The organism is Reyranella sp. GW821-FHT14A01 (genome assembly GCF_058803965.1).
In genome coordinates this window covers 206,851-224,125 of record NZ_JBXAPM010000010.1, presented here as the reverse complement: position 1 = coordinate 224,125, position 17,275 = coordinate 206,851, and the positions used below count along the sequence as shown (strand labels likewise).

Below are 17,275 nucleotides of genomic sequence, written 5' to 3'. Positions count from 1 at the left end.
ATGAAATGAGAGAGAATCATCGCCTTCGAGAGGCGGCGGCGGATGGAGAAGCCTCGATCCATGGAAGAGCGGATCATCGGCCGTATCAATGCGTCTTTCTGGGCCTGGAGTTTCACCGGTCTGCTGATGATGTTCTGAGCACACAGTCTTCGTCTTGACTGGCGCACCATCGGTCCTGGCAAGCCGCAACAGAACGTTCGCCAAAAGCTTCAATAGTCGCCTGCGCTACGAGTCCCCCCCCTTGGACGAGACACTCTCAGTTCGCCGCGCGCGGCTGTTGCTGCAACAAGCTGGAACCGGCGCTGGTCGGTCCAAATGACGGCAGATTCTTCTGTCGCGACCTTGTGTGCGTCGTGTTAACCAAGCTGTTTCCGTTAGGAAATCGAAGGATCTAGCCGCCATGATGAACGATATCTTTGCGCCTTTCGAGAAGGACACTAGTGGACCCCTCGATGGAAAGCTGTTCTTGGTTGGCCTCGGCGCTCAGAAGGCTGGATCGACCTGGATGGCTAGATACTTGGCGTCCCATCCTCAGGTGTATGTGCCTCGTCTCAAAGAACTGCACTACTTCGATGCAGTCTACATGTCGCGATTGAATGGCCATGTGCCTGGCCGTCTGGTGCGGTTGGCCAAGGACGTCGCGGATGAAATGATGGCTGAAAGCGGTCGTGTGAGCCGCAAGAAGTTCGACAGGTTGACGGCGATTATCGATCGTCTGCAGATGACATTCGATCGAAAGTACCGATACCTTCAGTTTTTCGAAGATCGCGTTACGAATGAAGACGTCTTTTGCGATGTCACTCCTGCCTATTCGATTCTGGACGCTGATGGCTACGAAGCCATTCTGGGGACTCATCCGAATGTTCGGTTTGTCTTTATTATGCGTGATCCCATTGACCGCTTCTGGTCTGCGGTGCGGATGGGCATTCGTAAGATCGAGGGGTATGAGCCTTACGGGCGTGTTTTGGAGTTCCTTGAGGAGGAGGAGCACATCCGTCGTACAGATTATAAGAGAACTATACTCGAACTGGAGAAAGTCGTTTCACCACAACATATCAAGTATTTCTTCTATGAGAATTTCTTTACGCCTGAATCGATGAACGATTTGACCTCCTTTATCGGCGTGCAGTCTTGGCCGGCAAATTTTGAGACTATAGTTAATCCCGGCGATAAATTACCAATGACACCAGAGCATACTGCCGCGGCCTTCAGGAAGTTTGCTCACGTTTATGAGTTTATTTTCGAGAGATTTGGGGAACTCACTCCAGAGAAATGGAGAAAAACCGCAGCTGCGTATGCGTAACGACGTGAATTGCTTCGCACTTTCAACATCGAGGCAGGTTGAGGCCAGTTTGCTTTTCCTCTCTTGGCGTCATCACCGGCTTGCTGCGCGACGTGTCTAGGTGAAGTCGACTTGCATCTGCCGGCCCAGGGCTGTCTGGAACCGAAACACGATCTCGGACTTATTTTTTTCCGCAGCACTAGCGGGCTTGAACTGGCTGCTTCCCCCTCGATACCCCCCAGCCTAGCCGACCCTCAGCACAGTACTGTCTGAATTATAGTAATCGCGCGAATTCTATTCGCTGCTGCAGCGAGGGCGAATCGTCCGGCAGATGGCGGATGGTGTCGCGTCAGCATCGTCACGTCAGATTGAATCTTTCCCATGCGGAAAATACGAAAGCCTCTTGATAAATAGACCGGGGGGGTGCTCTAATTGCGTGCTTTAGTTTCATCGACACTGCTTGCGGGGCTTGCGAAATGACCAATGCCGAAGACGTTCAGACAAAGCCACCGATTCAGATCCGTGGGGACGACTTCTCCACTCTCGTTGCAAGTATGAGTCGGCTGCTTACTGGACTTACGCGCCTTCAGCCCTTCACTGACGCAAAGCTAGGGCTAGCGGAGTGGGTTACGTTGTCGCTATTGGCGAAAATGGATAGGATCAATCCCAAAGCATTGGGGCGTAACCTCGGTGTTACAGGTCAGCGCGCAAGCCAAATTAGCAGTTCTCTCGCTGCGGCGGGCTTGATTACGGTAAACCAGTCCGCTGCCGACAATCGAATGAACGAAATAAAGATTTCGAGCAAAGGCAGGGCGCAGGTCGAAGGATTGAACTCGCAACTTGAGGTTCTGTTAACGAGTGCGCTTAAGGGTAAGGAAAGATCATTAGTTAACGCCTCCAAGCAAATGAAGATTCTCATGCGGGTCTTGCGAGATGGAGCGCCGGCCGATGGCGGAAAGAAAGCAAAGAAAGTGAAGAAAGCCGGAGCAAAGAAGGCCAACGAGGAAGGCCGGAGCTGAGTGGTGTGTGCTCCCGTCGAGCATGGGGCTGAGCATCACTCCGATTGGCGATAACAACTGAGGGAGTTCGTCGAGGACATATTGGGCCTTTGTTGCTGACGTTCTGCCGCTTGCAGGTTGGCTTATTCTCTAACTACGGTTTCCTCGCACAAATTGCGAACGGTGGGGAATGCAAGATAAGCGCATTATTTGTGTTTTTGCGTACGGTCAGTCGAATGCCCATTCAGGTGGGCTTCGCCGGATTCCCCAAAATAAACGCATTGCCACGGGTGGGGTGGTTTCGTCCGAGCGTGCCTTGATGTTGAACAGCGGCTTGCTCGGAGTGGATGGCGAGCAATTGTTGGAAGAATCGATGATAGATATTGTCCCAGCTTGCGAAGACGCTGTTCGTGGGGAAAGTGGCGGCAGCTCGCTGATGCGTTATGCGATCGCGGCGGAAGATAGCGCAAGCTTGGATCCCAATGTCTATTTGTACCGCACATTCGGCAGAAGCGGGACGGGTATTGCCAAATTGCGAAAGGGAGGGATTGTTTACTCGGCCATTCCTGCGACGCTGGCGCGTCTAAAGAGCATAGCCGGACAAAAAGGCGCCTCCCTGTTCTTCCCCGCGTTCGTATTCAGACAGGGTGAGACAGACGCAAGCAAAGAAACAAAGCCCAAACGCTATCGACGGGCCCTCGAGTCGCTCGCGGCGTCCATAGCGGAGGATATTTGGGAAACTACCGGACAAGCGACAAAGCCCAGAATGCTGCTTTGTGTGCTCTCGGCCCCGAACAGTCAGCTGCAATACCTTTCTGATGTCACAAGAACACAAATTGACATTATCAATGAAGGGGACGGCCGGGTGGTGCCGTCAATCTGCCCTTATTGGATGAATGGCGATTATGGTTTTATCACGGGCCAGGCGGCTCACTGGAAGCCGTTGGCGAAGGCCTTTATAGCTGAATATGAGGCTCGAGCTCTTCGTATTTTGTTGGAAGGTCTTGCGCAGGACCCTGAAATAAGATTGGGCGCGCCAGTTCGTCGCCGCATATTCGACGGCACTGCTTGGAAGATTGAGACGGTGCCTTTTGAAACGGCACCCCGCACCAATCCGTTGTCGATTAGACGTCAAGGAAATACAATCACCGGCGAAGTTTTCTTCGCGGAAGGTGGGTTGCATATTTTTAGTGGATTTCGCCCGCCCGCCACTCATCACGGGTTTGCATGGTCGGGCTCGGAAAGGATTGTCTCGGTGTCGACTCATAACTCTGACCGCCGATCCTGGTGGAAGGTAGAGTTGGACAGCTGGTCGGGACAGGGCGGTCTGTTGAGTTATGCCTTGGCAAATTCCTCGGGAACGAAAGTTCCTGATGGTCCAAGCTGTCACGGAGATGTCTTCGACTATTGTAAAGAAGTATCGGTTGCTACGGGATTGCCGCTGCGAAGTGGAATGTTGCCCTGTCGGGCCAGAATCACATAGCAGGGTTTAAGGCTTTACATGACATGCCTCGGTACGAAGAGAGAACGTGTTTAGATTATCGCCCTGTCGGGGACAAAGTTTGGTTGCCTTGGATGATGGCGGTTTTCAGGTCTTAGAAGTGGTCGGTGTGAGCTTTCAGCCTTTTCGCGATCCGCCAAGAGGCGCGCATTGGCTAGCGCGAAAGGTTCGCGAAACAGGATCAATGCTTTTTGGCGGGGGATGTAGTTCATCATGCGTATCGCGGTAGATGTCCAGCCCAAGTATCACGAACGTATCAAGGGCTTGTTCGTGGTTCGCGATCTCTTGAAGGATAGTGGCGTGACGTTGGATTTCACGTCAGAGGGACGACATGATCTTTTGTTCATTGAGGATAAGGTTGCGAAGTCGGGTGATCGCAAACTGACGCCGGCACCAACCATTGTGTTTGAGCGGAATGACTCCTCGATCGTGTCGCCGTCCGAGAGGAATCGTCGAATTCTAAAGCGGCCTTATGTGAAATATTGGGTGAAGGAAATGGCGGTACGCTATCCTGCACTCAACAATGCCAAAGTGATCCAGGATCGGTATCACTTCGCTTTATTGCAACCCGATGACGATCGCGCCGAAAAGCCGTCAATTCCCGTCAAAGGGGCTGATCAAAAGAAAGTGCTGCCCCTTTTGCCGATGTTTCTGCAGGACAGGTACAATGATCTGCGTAATGGGCCTGTACCAAATTGGCAAGATCGTCCCATCGATCTGCTGTGCGCCGGCGGCCTTCATGAAAAATATGATATCTTGTGCCGCCATCGAAGACAGGCCTTGCGCTTGGTGGAAGCGAGCAACCTGAACTTTGTTGCGATCTCGGGCAGGGTGCCGAAGGACACCTATTTCGAGCTTCTTCGGAACACAAAGATTGTCCTCTCGCCGTATGGGCTTGGTGAGTACAGTTTCAAGGATTTTGAAGCGATATTCGCGGGATGCCTCCTGGTAAAGCCGGACTCTTCATTTTGCATAAGCCACTCTTTCGACATCTACGGGGGGGACTTTTGCGTACAAACGAATCCCGACATGAGTGATTTTCGAGAGGTGCTTGACGGGATCTACGACACCTTCGGCGCTTACCAAGACATGGCGGGGCGGGCATCGGATGAGTTGCGCAGGGCCTTCAAGCCGGAAAGCTATGCGGAGGAACTTCTCAGGATCTTTAAATCGGCAGTCGAGAATTGATCCGGGCGAGTTCAATGCCCGCAGGGTGTTAAACCTAAGAAGCTTCGCCCCACTGACACGGTGTTCGAACGAGCATGACACAGGCATCAAAAGGCAGACAAAACGTCTTGAGGGGCCGTAGGGACTTTCTGCGGATGGCCGGTAGCGGCGCGGCGCTGGCTCTCGCCACTCCGGTGCTGTCTGCGCCAGCCATCGCTCAGGCGGAAATTACGCCTCAGCAGTTCGGCGCCGTGGGCGGCGATCCGGTTGCGGATACACGCGGTTGGAATGCGGCGGTGGAGCAGGCTGCGGCTACTGGGCGTCCAGTCGTCGCAACTGGTACATATGTCCTGCGGGTTCCATCGGCCAGTCATTGGAATTGGAACTCGCGTTCACCGACGCACATTGCTGTTCAGCTGAAGAGCGGTACTCATGTGCATGGGAAGGGCGCGCAGATACTCATCGGGCCTCCCGAGGCACCCCCTTCTTCCAGATTTGAGCGGCACTTTATTTTCGGGACAAACAGGAACGTTGTTCCGGGAACGCTGCGAGACATCGTTTTCGATGGTTTGACTTTTGACTATCGTGACGAGTTTGGCCCCGTCCATGGTCTCACCTATGCCGTGGCCGTTTCAGGTGTCGACGATTTCGTGCGCCGCAACCTCATCATCAGATCGAGCAAGGCGCGAGCGGGCCGGGGGCTTCTGGCGGAAAATATCCGCCGTCGGAGCGACGAGAACATCGAGCACGTCAATATCGTGCAAGGGATCTACACCCGCTATGAATATGGTGTCTCGATGCGCCATATCAAATTCGACGGTTTCACCGAAGCACTGGACTTCGATGGCCCTTGTTGGGACGTTGTGCTGGACGATCTCAGTTTCAAGAATGGATACGGGGAAGCCCAGTGTATCGATACTGGTGGTGGCGCACGCTGGTTGATCACGAATGTAACCGCCGAGAACGTGAGTTCAATCGTTTTCATCTACGTCAAGAATGTACCACTTACCTATGAGCAGTGGGCAGAAGGGGGCGAAGCAGAGGGGGGGCATCCGTCGCTGGTGCCGCCGGAGAATTTTACAGTCCGCGGAGTGCGTGCGGTGACTTCTCCACAGCGGAAGCCGGGCCGGCACCCCGAGGCCCTTCGGCTTGGCAACAAGCGCAATCGGCGGTCCGGCCCCAGTCCGAAGGACATCACCATCGAAGACTGGTCTCTGAAGGGAGGAGGCCCGATTGTGATCAACGATTGCAAGAACCTGACAATGCGTCACATAACGATAACCGACATTTCTGCTCCCAATGATCCTGTGACGGGAGCGGCTCTCATCGTGAGGGCGGCGGATTTGACGCTCGGCGGAGAAGTGACGGGCAGTATATCGGATGTAACCATACGCAATACGCAAGGCATGGGCGTAAGCGTGGTTTCCAGTCCCGGCCTGGTGCTGAACGATATCTCTGTCGACGGCTTTAACCTGGCTCAAGGCGACAAGACCAAAGCTGCCATTCGCCTCCGCCCCCGGAAGGGGGCGCGTGATCTTCCGACCCTTGGTACCGTCAATGTTACCGGTAATCCGTCAGAAGGCGTGGCTGTCGACCGTCAATGAACGATGCCTTGTCCATATAGGGCGGCGTTTTGATCTGCTGAAGAGCCTGTTCACTCCGTGACTATATGGAGGATTTTATGAGAAAAATATTAAGCCATCTATTGAAATGGAAATCTAAACCAGTTCCCGCGCAGAAACGAGTTATCCCCGCGCATGAAATCGCCCTGACACACGTGGAGGCAGGGCGGCCGAAGAACGCTGCTGAAGATCTCGGGCAGATTAAAGGTCAACCCGCTGAGGCAACCCGTACGCCTCCGCGGCAGGCTGAAGATGCGAAGCGGGACCGAATGAAAGGTAGAAAGGGAAACCGCAAGCTCATCGAGAGCGGAGAAGGTGCCGTTGCATCAAAGAAGAAAAGACAAGGCGCAGAGCAGAAAAATCGAAAGAAGAATCTTCGTCAAAAAAATATCGAGACCAAGCAAGCTGACGGTAAGCGGCATATTGTACTGTCGCATCTCTGACGCCTCGTTGCCGGGGCGCGCTGTGGCGGAAATTGCGAAAGTCACTTGATTATGTGTTCGGCCTCCCTTAGTGTTTTGCATTCGGATTTGGGGCTTTCGAGGAGTGCGATCATGAGCGACACTGAAGCTGCTGTCGGATCTTCAGCTGAACAAGGCGCCAACGTAGCGGCTCCGGTAGAAATTAGCGTTCAGGAATTCTCGCGCCTCGTCGCCGGCATGAGCCGATTGCTCACCGGTCTTGGTCAGATCAAGCCCTTCAGCGACGGCGGACTTAGTCTTGCGGAGTGGGTTTCGTTGACGATTTTAGCAGAGCGGGATGAAAGGAAAGGCAAAGAAGACGATGCCGACAAAAAGGCCGAGGCAGAGAAAGATAGCGTCGGCTACAAGTGGTTCGCGCAAAATCTGGGCGTTACAGGTCCGCGTGCTAACCAGATTATTACTTCGCTCGCTCGGGGCGGCTTCGTCACAATCAATCAAGCGACCAAAAGCAATTTGTCCACCGATGTGAAGATCACTGCGGTGGGAATAGCGAAGATGGAAGCCACTAATGCAGAACTGCAGCCGCTGCTCACTCATGCTCTGGGGGGCAAGGGAGGGTCTTTGGCAGCGACTTCAAAATGGCTCCGGTTCGTGTCGCGCATCTTGTACGCAGGCAAGCCTGGGAAACCAGGTAAGGCGGGCCAAAAAGCGAAGAGAAAGGCAGAAAAGGCTGAAGCTTTGGCAAAAGAGGTATAAAATCCGGGTGAGTTCGGTGCATTTGGTGATGGGCCGAATCTTCCCTGCCGTCACGTTCTCTTGAGGGTGCGGGAAACTTGATCGATGTTGATCGCAAATGGCCACTTTGTTTGGTTGGTCGCGGCAGTGGGTACGCTCTTCATTGCAGCCGCGATCGCTGTGTTTAGCAGAGGATCGTCTTTCTCGGAGTCGTCGAAGCCGTTTGCCTTGTCGGAGGAAACGCGATTGTTTCTCCGCTTGACGACAAGAAAGCGCGCCGAGCAAGAGAGACAAGATCGCCGAAGAAAACTGGCTCAAGCCGTAGACAAATAACCGTTGATCAAGGTTTGAGTTAAGAAATTCGAATTTTGACCTGCTGAAATTCAGTTCATGATGAATTCCTCGGTAATGAACGGGCCGAGGTTTCGAAGTCGCTGATGTCGGGGTCTCGAGTGCGGCGAGATGGAGCCTGCAGTTTTGGGGGATAGTTTGAGCAGCCTACGCAAACGGGTGCTGGTCACCGGCGGGGCGGGCTTCCTCGGCTCGCATCTCTGCGAGCGGCTGCTCGAGGCCGGCCATGACGTGCTCTGTGTCGACAACTACTTCACCGGCAGCAAGGCCAACCTGGCGGCCTGCCTCGACAATCCCCGCTTCGAGCTGATGCGTCACGACGTGACCTTCCCGCTCTATGTCGAGGTCGACGAGATCTACAATCTCGCCTGCCCGGCCTCGCCGATCCACTACCAGCACGATCCGGTGCAGACGACCAAGACCAGCGTCCACGGCGCCATCAACATGCTGGGGCTGGCCAAGCGGGTGCGGGCGAAGATCTTCCAGGCCTCGACCAGCGAGGTCTACGGCGACCCGACCGTGCATCCCCAGGTCGAGAGCTATCGCGGCAACGTCAATCCGCTGGGCCCGCGCGCCTGCTACGACGAGGGCAAGCGCTGCGCCGAGACGCTGTTCTTCGACTATCACCGCCAGCACAGGCTGCGCATCAAGGTGGCGCGCATCTTCAACACCTACGGCCCGCGCATGCATCCCAACGACGGGCGCGTGGTGTCGAACTTCATCGTGCAGGCACTGAAGGGCGAGGACATCACGATCTACGGCGACGGCATGCAGACCCGCGCCTTCTGCTACGTCGACGACCTGCTCGACGGCTGGCTGCGCCTGATGGATCACACGCCCGACGATTTCACCGGGCCGGTCAATATCGGCAACCCGGTCGAGATGCCGATCCGGCACCTTGCCGAGAAGATACTGGAAAAGGTCGGCGGCAGGAGCCGGCTCGTGTTTGCGCCGCTGCCGGCCGACGATCCGATGCAGCGCTGCCCGGACATCACCCTGGCGCGCGAGATGCTGCAATGGGAGCCGAAGGTTGCCCTCGACGAGGGCCTGGGCAAGACGATTGCCTTCTTCGACGATCTGCTCGCCAGGAACGAAGCCGTCGGTCGAGTGGGACGTTAGCCTGTGCTTCTGATGGCGGAGGTCGTTCTGCTGGAAGGTGCAACACATTGGAAGGACTCTGCAGGCGCAGGCCGAGCGGTAGGCGGATCGCTCAGCTGACATGGCGCCTCAACGGATCTGACGAGAACCTCGACCTTCTTGCAATCACGTATGTGTAGATCTGTTCGGCAACGATAAAATCGCTTTTTGGTAGCTTCAACCGATCTTTGGCTGAACAATGGTGAGCTTATCGGACGTGTAGCTGAAGCATCAGGATCGAGTCGTTCAATTTGGAGAAGGTGGGCGTCACTGCTCGGCGCAGTGACCAACTTTCACGGCGGAGTCGAAGCGAAATGCGTGTAGTATACATCCTAGGATTAGCTCACACGGGAACGACGATCGTTGATCGCATCCTGTCGTGCTACCCGGGCGTCATCGGCCTGGGAGAAGTTGAGCACATCATCAAGAAAATCGATCGCCAAACGGTTCACAGCCTCAACTGTCCATGCGGTGCAAAGTCGTCTGATTGCCCATTTTGGCGGCATATCACGACCAAACAGTACACGTCGCACCCGGATTTTTTCGCTGAGATTGTTAATACCGCACGTAAGCAGGGTTACTCGACGATTGTTGATTCTTCGAAATCGGTGGGTACTTCCGTTCATTACAGCCGTATGGCAGCGAAAGGGGACATCTCCGACGTTGCGATATTGCGCATCGTTCGGGACCCGCGTGGCTGGGTGCACTCGATGATGGGCCGAGAGAAGGTCGATCCGGCGGACCATGAAGCTCTTCGCAACCTGTTCTATCGATGGCTGCTGCTGAGCATGAAGCTCGATACCAAAATCCAGAGGAGAAAAGACAACAACATTACATATGTTTGGTATGACAGATTGATTTTGGCTCGAGAAGAAAACAAACTCGCCACCCAGCTTGGATTGACGCCGAGGGAAGACGACGAAATTTCGTTGAAGGACGCCAATCAACATGCGATGGCCGGTAACAAGTTTGCCTTTTCGAAAAAGCGGGAGAAGCTAACTTATGATACTCGCTGGCTCGAATCCTCACTGATTGAGGAAATATATGCGTCGCTTCCAGCAGTTCGTGCGTTTTATCATGATTTGCAGAAAATGCATCTCGACAAGAATGCGCGCTTAGCGGCGTTGCCAGAGCGCAGCGTCGTTGCCGAAATGGAAGCCAGACTAAGTCAGGGCGATTCCGCGAAAACGGAAAAGAGTGCTTTGCCTTTGAATATCGCCACCCTTTAAGGTCTGTTCAGGCGAACCATGAGCCAGACATTCAAATGGCTTGTTTGGCAACAAAGTTGCCTTGCTGCTTTGAAGCTCGGAATTGACGAATCTCAGGTGCCAAGCCACCTTGGGTCTCGGTAGAATGAATCGCTGGGGACATCGGGCGCGTATTTCAGTATTTCCATTGCTCCAGGGGACGAAGATGATCGGTTTACCCCTCAGAGATTAGCGGATAAACCTCATTAAAACGCCGAAGGAATTCAAGAGATCCAACATCTAGGCTCTCGTTCTTGCGAACTGGTGGTCGCAAATTCGACAAATCCTCGCATCCGAGGACGGACATAAAATCTGCAATCAGATCACCGCGCTCCAACTGGCTCCGCTCGAATACGCGAACACATATGCTTTCTTTCCCGAAGGCATTTTTCCGAGGGGCCAATACCTGCTCATAATCCAACTGTGTGGAGTCCTCCTTACTTGAGGCTGACGCCCAGTGTTCTTTCCCTCCCGCTTTGATCTGCTGCGCATACCCAACTAACGTGGAATAAATCCTGTCTTCTTAGATAAACCACGATCCTGATCGGACGATCACCCATGGCGGTGACAATCTGCTCAACCGCTTCAGTTCCTCCGGTTCACGTAGCTTGCTCATGCTCTCGGCCGTCTAAACCACAGATTCCTGCTTGGTCCAACCCGCCGCTTCCTTCGCGAGATCCACCCAGAAGGACTGTCTAAAGTCTTCAACCGAGGCAACCGATCGGCTCGCTCGGCCCACAGCGAGTCGATGCCCGCGCGTCTACGAAGACCTCTTCTGCGCCCGCGGCGAGATGGAGAACCGCATCAAGGAATGCCAGCTCGATTTCTTCGCGGATCGCACCTCCGCCGCCACCCTGCGGACAATCAGCTCCGTCTGTGGTTCGCCTCGCCTATGTGATGCTCGAGGCGGTACGCCGCATCGGGCGCCAGGCGACCGAACTCGCTGATGCCACCTGCGGCTCGATCCGCCTCAAGCTCCTCAAGGTCGGTGCTCTCGTCCGCATCAGCGTCCGGCGCGTCGGGATCGCCAAGGCCTCCAGCCATCTCGGGCAGCGGACTTGGGCATTGCCTATGCAGCCCTCGACGCCACGCGCTGCAACGAACCAGACAGCGCATAGCCGACATCACGCCTCAGCGACGTCGCCAGCCACGGCCTCCACCGGCGCGCCCGCCCCGCACAAAAAACCGATACTGCCCGCCAATCAATTTCACCACAGCGCCGAACCCTTCAACCCAACTCGAAGACTTCTCCTCCGTGAGATATCCGGGCTAACGGCGGGCCAGTCTCTCAACTAATCCACGGCCCGTCACTGCCCCCAGATTCACGAAAGGGCAGAACGTCGGGATCCCAGGCGAGACCGACTAGGACGCAGTACCGTTGGTAGAGCGGTTTGGCTCGTTCCGGCCGAACAGCATTCAGCGACTGAATCAGCCTGAACAGGAAGAAAGCTCGGCTGGAGATCGAGGCGATGAAGGGAATCGCTGCAAGAAAGGGCTGGGTGCCGAGGAGGGAGGGGCGGCGCAACGATCGTCAGGACCGCCCTCCTGTCCAGAGAATTAAACTCTGCATTTGTCGAAAGTCCTCAGGCCTGAGGAATTAGAGCAGCCTTCTTCTTCTTCTTGCGCACCTGACCCTTGTATACTGAAAACTTTCCATCGCCAGCCTCGAGAAGGAGACCTCGGTCAGACGCGAATTTGTTAACTGCTGAAATTACCCCCGGCCACGAATGGGAGTAGTCATCGCCGAACATGATGCCGCCGGGCCGAAGGAGCTCGAAGTAGTAGTTGAGATCCAGGAGAACCTCATCGTGCTCATGGCCAGCGTCGATATAGATCAGGTCAGCCTGCAGGTTGAACCTTTTCAGCAGGAAATAGGCCGCGCTCGATGTCATCGGCAGCGGAAAGATCGAGTTCATCACTCCGAGCTTCGTCATGTTAAATATGAACTGCTTGAATATCGTCGGATAGCCGCCGACGAGATTCAGAGACGATCTGAAGGCTGGGTTTGTCCACATGACATCATTGGAGCCGAGCCAGGTGTCGATGCAGATGATCTGGGCATCGACTTGCTGCTCTTTGCAAAGCTCCAGCATGTGAGCCGCGGAAGCGCCTTTCCAGGTGCCAACCTCGATGATGAGTTTGGGCTTTATGGCGGATATTACCCGGCCGAACACCTTCTTCCGGCTGCCCCAGCCCTGAAGGTCCAGCTGATAGTCCGTAAAATCAAACTTCGAATAGTCCTTATCGATTCCGATAGAGGAGAAAATCTCAGATATATTGACGTCCACAAACATCTCCCTTCATCGTCGGCCCGCATCGAATTGTGCCGGCTGACATCGCTCTAGCACTCGCTCAGTCAGAACAAAATTCTATCATTCTGCAAAGTGCCCGGGAAGTCATGGTTGGCCAAGACGTTCGCTTCGGCCGAATCAGCGCGAACCGATTGGGACGGCGTCGCCAAAAATGCACAATACTGCTTGTAGTATCAAATCGACGTCCTGCTCATAGGGTTTCGGCCTCGAGCGGCATTGCCCATGACGAAGTCGGCAGACAGGCCTTCGATCAGAGCGTCGGCCTTAGGAGCGTCGCCCTTCTGGCCGGCGGTGAGGATGAAGCGGACCGGACAGCCAAGCCCGCGCGCCGCCATATGGGTGCTCAGGGCGCTGCTGGCCAGGAACGGGTTTGAGGATGTCGCCCTGGAGGGGCTGTCGTTTGCGACGCAAGTCGCGGACCGGTCCGCCTTTACTTCGACATTCTCAGCATTGGCGCCGGCCACCATTTCGTTCGCGTGGCCGGCGGGATCGGCTTTCACGAGGAGACGTTCGAGGTCAATCTGCCGTCGTTGGAAAATGCCCTGAAGGATCTGGGCATTTCGCTGATCCTCGACCGCTGGATCGGCTCGTTTGAAATGCGGTAGGGCTTGACCTCGGAACATGGTATCGTGGCGTCGCTACATCTGCGAGGGGCTAATATGACGGGGGCTGGATTGGAATCTGGAGCTAAGCACTCGAGCGTTGGCGGATCTTCCGGTCAGACTTCGCAGAGTAAAGTCATCTACGATGTCGGTATGCACAACGGGGACGATACGGACTATTATCTTAAGAAGGGGTTTCGAGTGGTCGCCGTCGAGGCAAACCCCTTGCTGTGTGAAGCCGCCCGGAAGCGCTTCGCCGAGCACATTGAAAGCGGAAGGCTGAAGATTCACAACGTGGCCATTGCCGGAGAGGCTGGCTCGATCAAGTTCTATGTGAACGATCAGAAGAGCGTCTTGAGCAGTCTGTTTCAACCTTCCGACATGACCGGCTGGCGCGAGGTCGAATGTCAGGCACATCCACTGACGGAGCTTCTCGAAGCGCCCGATCAGACCGAGTTCGTCAAGCTGGACATAGAGGGAGCGGATCTGCTGGCTTTGGAGGACTTGTATCGCCAAAGGATACTCCCGCCCAACATTTCATGCGAAGCGCACAGAATTGAGATCGTGTGCAAGCTGATCAGCATGGGGTACCAGAAGTTCAAGCTGGTTCGCTGCTCGGTCATTGGCAAGAAGAATGGGGTGTCGAAGATAACCACGTCTGATGGCACCGTGCTGAAGCACGCGTTCCCCAAGCATTCGTCCGGTCCGTTCGGAAACGACCTTAGTGGGCGATGGATGACCGCAGATCAGGTTTTGTATGCATGGCTGGGCCGGCATGTGTTGTACGGCAACGGCTGGTATGATGTACATGCGACGCGGGTGTTCTGACGCGCATTATCGGTCGTGGTCGGCATCGGATGAGCGCCGCTTGTGGTTTGGGCCGAATGTTCCAGGCTTGCTGCAGCAACATGCTCTTGCCGGTCATTCGAGAGAGGGCGCGAGCGAGCCGTTCCAAGTCTATAGAAATGTCATATCGATTCTGCTGCTGGGCATGGCCTGCTTTTCAGGGCGCGCCTTTTGCCTGGAGACGACATCGGTTACGCCGGCAATGACCTGTTCCTCTCTTCCCTCAAGAAGAGCAGGTAAGAGATCTATGAGTCGTTCCAACAAAATTTCCGGCGCAGAATCTTCTTCGCGCTCCGAATTCCGTTCCGGCAGAGCGTCCTGGAAGAGCCGGCCATCCAGTCGTCCGAGAAAATCTCGAGCAACCATGACATTCTGCCTGGAGAATCTTTCAACTATGGAGGCTGCTTCATCGGGCGATAGATAATTTTGAGCCGCAAACAGCGGCCGGACTGGACTGTGCTTCAGAATGCACTTTCGGATTGCCGACCGGAGTTGAGGATCGGCGATTTTGTTTTTCAACCTGCCGCTTAGAATACGCATGAGCTCGACAGTTGCTCGCTCGGGACTACTATTGACGATCCGATCGGTGTTGGGAGGCGGGGCCGCAATCTGGGGGCATACCGTCGTCAGGAAGTCCGAGCAGATATCGCTCTTGATCTGCCCTTTTTCGTACACACGGGCGACGATCTTGACGTCTGGTCCCGAATTCTTCCAGCAGGAAAGAACCTTGTGGAAGTTGAAGCCAGCTTTTTCACTATCTACCACTCGTTCCAGCCACACCGGAAACGATTCAGCCAGACCGCCTTTCACAGCCTGCACATAAAGAGATTGTGCCAGCAGATCCTGGCGCCTCAGATAGGCTACGATTCTTATCGAGCAATCAGCAAAGGGCTGAAGAAGGCGTTGAATATTCGTTTCTGAGAGTTCTCCCCACAGGTATTCGGTCGACAGGACGATTGTGTGTGGCTTCCGCTCTTCAACTTCCTTTCGAATGCTCTCGATGGAAGTCTGCAGCGCCTTGTTCCGAGATACACCGGTGGGATCGATGAAACCCGCATCGCCGATGGTGGTGCGGCCAGGGAAGATTGCTCCTCCCACCATGTGGTGTCCTGACTTGACGAGACCGCCCGACGGGTAAAGTATTCCCTGACGGGCCAAGCTTTCTCGATTCTTCAGCAAGTATTTCTGGATCGCCGTTGTGCCAGTCTTGGGGGCGCCGATGTGAATGTAAAGATCGGTCATGGCTACACGCTTTGAATGTCAAGACAGCCATTGTTGGCAGTGCTACTCGCATATGTAAAGTTACGTCTGATCGCTCTCGAGACGGCCGGCGTACATATGACGTGAAAGTGCAATCGCGATAGGTGCCAGATCCGAAGCGTTATCGCGCACCGTCAATCCTGACCGTCAGCGAGCCAAGCTTCCGAAGAAGAGCGTTTGGCCAAGGCCCATCAGCACGGCGTGAACGCTATGTGGAAGCCCGTTCATCCGGAGGCGCACCTAAAGCGACGCCATATCGTTTCGCGTGCTGACGACCTGCTGTCGATTCGAACGGCGCTCCGCCTGCTTGGCGGCGGCAGGGCGCGTTGACTGCTTGACCACCACTTTATTTTGAACGCCGGCGTCGACTCGCCCTTTCTTTGCGGCAACGACCGCTTCTCTTCGGCCGGCAGCGGCAGGATTTCTAGAAACAAGCACGGGCAATAGGCTTGCGAGGCGGTCCAGCAAGACTTCTGGCGCGGAATCTTCCTTGTGGCCCAAATCTTCCGCCGGAAGAGGTTCTTGAAAAAGCGTACCATCGGTCCGCCCCAGAAAATCCCGAGCAACCATCGCATTTTGTTTGGAAAATCGCCGCACCAAGGAAGCCGCTTCGTCGGGAGACAGATAATTCTTGGACGCAAAAGCCGGCTGCTTCGGGCTATGCCTCACAATCTCTCTGAGGATCTCCATCCGACGCCAACCGGGAATTTTGCCGCTCACCTTTTCACTCACCAAGCGTAGAATTTCAATGGTCGCTCGATCTGGGCTGCTGTTGGAGGCTCGATCTGAATTACCGTTGATGTCGAGATCGGTGCTGAGAGGGGGCGGCTCGATCTGAGGACATACCGTATTCAGGAAGTCCAGACATATATCCGTCTGAAGTTGCTTCTTTTCGTACACGCGGGCGATAACGTTGACGTTCGATCCCGAATTCTTCCAAACCGAGAGAACGTCATGATAATTGAAACCAACCTTTTCACTATCTATCACCCCCTCTAGCCAGACTGGGAACGGCTCGGCCAATCCGCCTTTCACAGCCTGTCCGTAGAGGGATTGCGCGAAAAGGTCCTGGCGACGCAGGTAGGCGACGATCTTTATCGAACAATCGCTGAAGGGCTGGAGAAGACGCTGGACATCCGATGCCGAGAGTTCTCCCCATAGATACTCGGTCGAGAGGACTACTGTATGGGGCTTCTGCTCCTCGATTTCCTTTCGGATACCCTCGATGGCAGTCTGTAGCGCCTTGCGCGGGGACACGCCGTCCAATCGGTCGCTGCGGCCAGGAAATACCGCTGCACCTATGATTTTGTGTGCCGACTTGTCGCGACCGCCTGAAGGATACAACAGTCCTTGCCGGGCGAGATTCTCCTGATTTCTCCGAAGATAGTGCTGGAGCGACGTTGTACCGGTCTTAGGAGCGCCAATGTGAATGAATAAATTCATCATAACTGCACACGTAGTTAATCAGTAGGAGTGACCCTAGCAGCTCTGCCGGAAGATGTTGATTCGCATTTCTGGGGAAGCGGGCGGCGCTGCCGTCATGTCGTCTGGCGACGGATATTGTCTCACTGTGGGAGAGCAAATCGTGTGCCGGGCCACTGGGCTATTGTGAGCTTGGCAATTTGTTTGACTTGGCAGTCTGTCAGTATACTCGGCAGGGGGGGGCTATTCATTACTGCAATTGCTATGGCAACACGAACTATGGCATCTAAGCGGCGGCGGATGACCGTATTCTTGGCCATAGCGTTTGCCTAAGTGGCGGCATTGGCATCGCCACCCGTACCGAGGAGATC

General features: G+C 54.9%; 13 protein-coding genes and 2 pseudogenes. 11 read left to right on the top strand and 4 right to left on the bottom strand.

Going from position 1 to position 17,275, the window contains the following annotated elements; genetic code table 11:
• The first annotated feature begins 400 nt into the window (after positions 1–400).
• The 10 genes and pseudogenes from AC1ROX_RS19240 to AC1ROX_RS19195 all read left to right on the top strand — a co-directional run.
• Positions 401–1,303, top strand: coding sequence for a sulfotransferase (locus AC1ROX_RS19240; RefSeq protein WP_493128038.1), 903 nt, complete (start codon positions 401–403; stop codon positions 1,301–1,303).
• Between the two features lie 455 nt (positions 1,304–1,758).
• Positions 1,759–2,301: a MarR family winged helix-turn-helix transcriptional regulator gene (locus AC1ROX_RS19235; RefSeq protein WP_493128036.1), complete on the top strand. Its 543-nt coding sequence runs from the start codon at positions 1,759–1,761 to the stop codon at positions 2,299–2,301.
• 169 nt (positions 2,302–2,470) lie between these two features.
• Positions 2,471–3,763 carry a hypothetical protein gene (locus tag AC1ROX_RS19230; RefSeq protein ID WP_493128034.1) on the top strand — a complete coding sequence of 431 codons (1,293 nt, stop codon included), beginning with the start codon at positions 2,471–2,473 and terminating at the stop codon, positions 3,761–3,763.
• Positions 3,764–3,994: 231 nt separating this feature from the next.
• Complete coding sequence (locus AC1ROX_RS19225; RefSeq protein WP_493128032.1) at positions 3,995–4,969, top strand: hypothetical protein; 975 nt, start codon at positions 3,995–3,997, stop codon at positions 4,967–4,969.
• A 134-nt stretch (positions 4,970–5,103) separates the two neighbouring features.
• Positions 5,104–6,552, top strand: a complete 1,449-nt coding sequence (locus tag AC1ROX_RS19220; protein WP_493128030.1) for a hypothetical protein — start codon at positions 5,104–5,106, stop codon at positions 6,550–6,552.
• Between the two features lie 77 nt (positions 6,553–6,629).
• Positions 6,630–7,013 carry a hypothetical protein gene (locus tag AC1ROX_RS19215; RefSeq protein ID WP_493128028.1) on the top strand — a complete coding sequence of 128 codons (384 nt, stop codon included), beginning with the start codon at positions 6,630–6,632 and terminating at the stop codon, positions 7,011–7,013.
• 111 nt (positions 7,014–7,124) lie between these two features.
• Complete coding sequence (locus tag AC1ROX_RS19210; RefSeq protein ID WP_493128026.1) at positions 7,125–7,748, top strand: hypothetical protein; 624 nt, start codon at positions 7,125–7,127, stop codon at positions 7,746–7,748.
• A 468-nt stretch (positions 7,749–8,216) separates the two neighbouring features.
• Positions 8,217–9,197 (top strand): UDP-glucuronic acid decarboxylase family protein, encoded by a 981-nt coding sequence (locus AC1ROX_RS19205; protein ID WP_493128024.1) that lies wholly within the window; start codon positions 8,217–8,219, stop codon positions 9,195–9,197.
• A gap of 332 nt (positions 9,198–9,529) precedes the next feature.
• Positions 9,530–10,444: a hypothetical protein gene (locus tag AC1ROX_RS19200; protein ID WP_493128022.1), complete on the top strand. Its 915-nt coding sequence runs from the start codon at positions 9,530–9,532 to the stop codon at positions 10,442–10,444.
• Between the two features lie 776 nt (positions 10,445–11,220).
• A pseudogene (locus AC1ROX_RS19195) lies at positions 11,221–11,503 on the top strand (transposase); the annotation flags it as partial.
• Between the two features lie 542 nt (positions 11,504–12,045).
• Here AC1ROX_RS19195 and AC1ROX_RS19190 read toward each other — a convergent pair.
• Both AC1ROX_RS19190 and AC1ROX_RS19185 read right to left on the bottom strand, forming a co-directional pair.
• Positions 12,046–12,750, bottom strand: coding sequence for a class I SAM-dependent methyltransferase (locus tag AC1ROX_RS19190; RefSeq protein ID WP_493128020.1), 705 nt, complete (start codon positions 12,748–12,750; stop codon positions 12,046–12,048).
• 221 nt (positions 12,751–12,971) lie between these two features.
• Positions 12,972–13,112, bottom strand: a pseudogene (locus AC1ROX_RS19185) (IS5/IS1182 family transposase); the annotation flags it as partial.
• A gap of 321 nt (positions 13,113–13,433) precedes the next feature.
• Here AC1ROX_RS19185 and AC1ROX_RS19180 point away from each other — a divergent pair.
• Complete coding sequence (locus AC1ROX_RS19180) at positions 13,434–14,204, top strand: FkbM family methyltransferase (protein WP_493128018.1); 771 nt, start codon at positions 13,434–13,436, stop codon at positions 14,202–14,204.
• 129 nt (positions 14,205–14,333) lie between these two features.
• Here the strand turns inward: AC1ROX_RS19180 and AC1ROX_RS19175 are convergent, their stop codons facing one another.
• Complete coding sequence (locus AC1ROX_RS19175; RefSeq protein WP_493128016.1) at positions 14,334–15,464, bottom strand: hypothetical protein; 1,131 nt, start codon at positions 15,462–15,464, stop codon at positions 14,334–14,336.
• Between the two features lie 258 nt (positions 15,465–15,722).
• Positions 15,723–16,928, bottom strand: coding sequence for a hypothetical protein (locus AC1ROX_RS19170; RefSeq protein WP_493128014.1), 1,206 nt, complete (start codon positions 16,926–16,928; stop codon positions 15,723–15,725).
• Positions 16,929–17,275 lie beyond the last annotated feature (347 nt).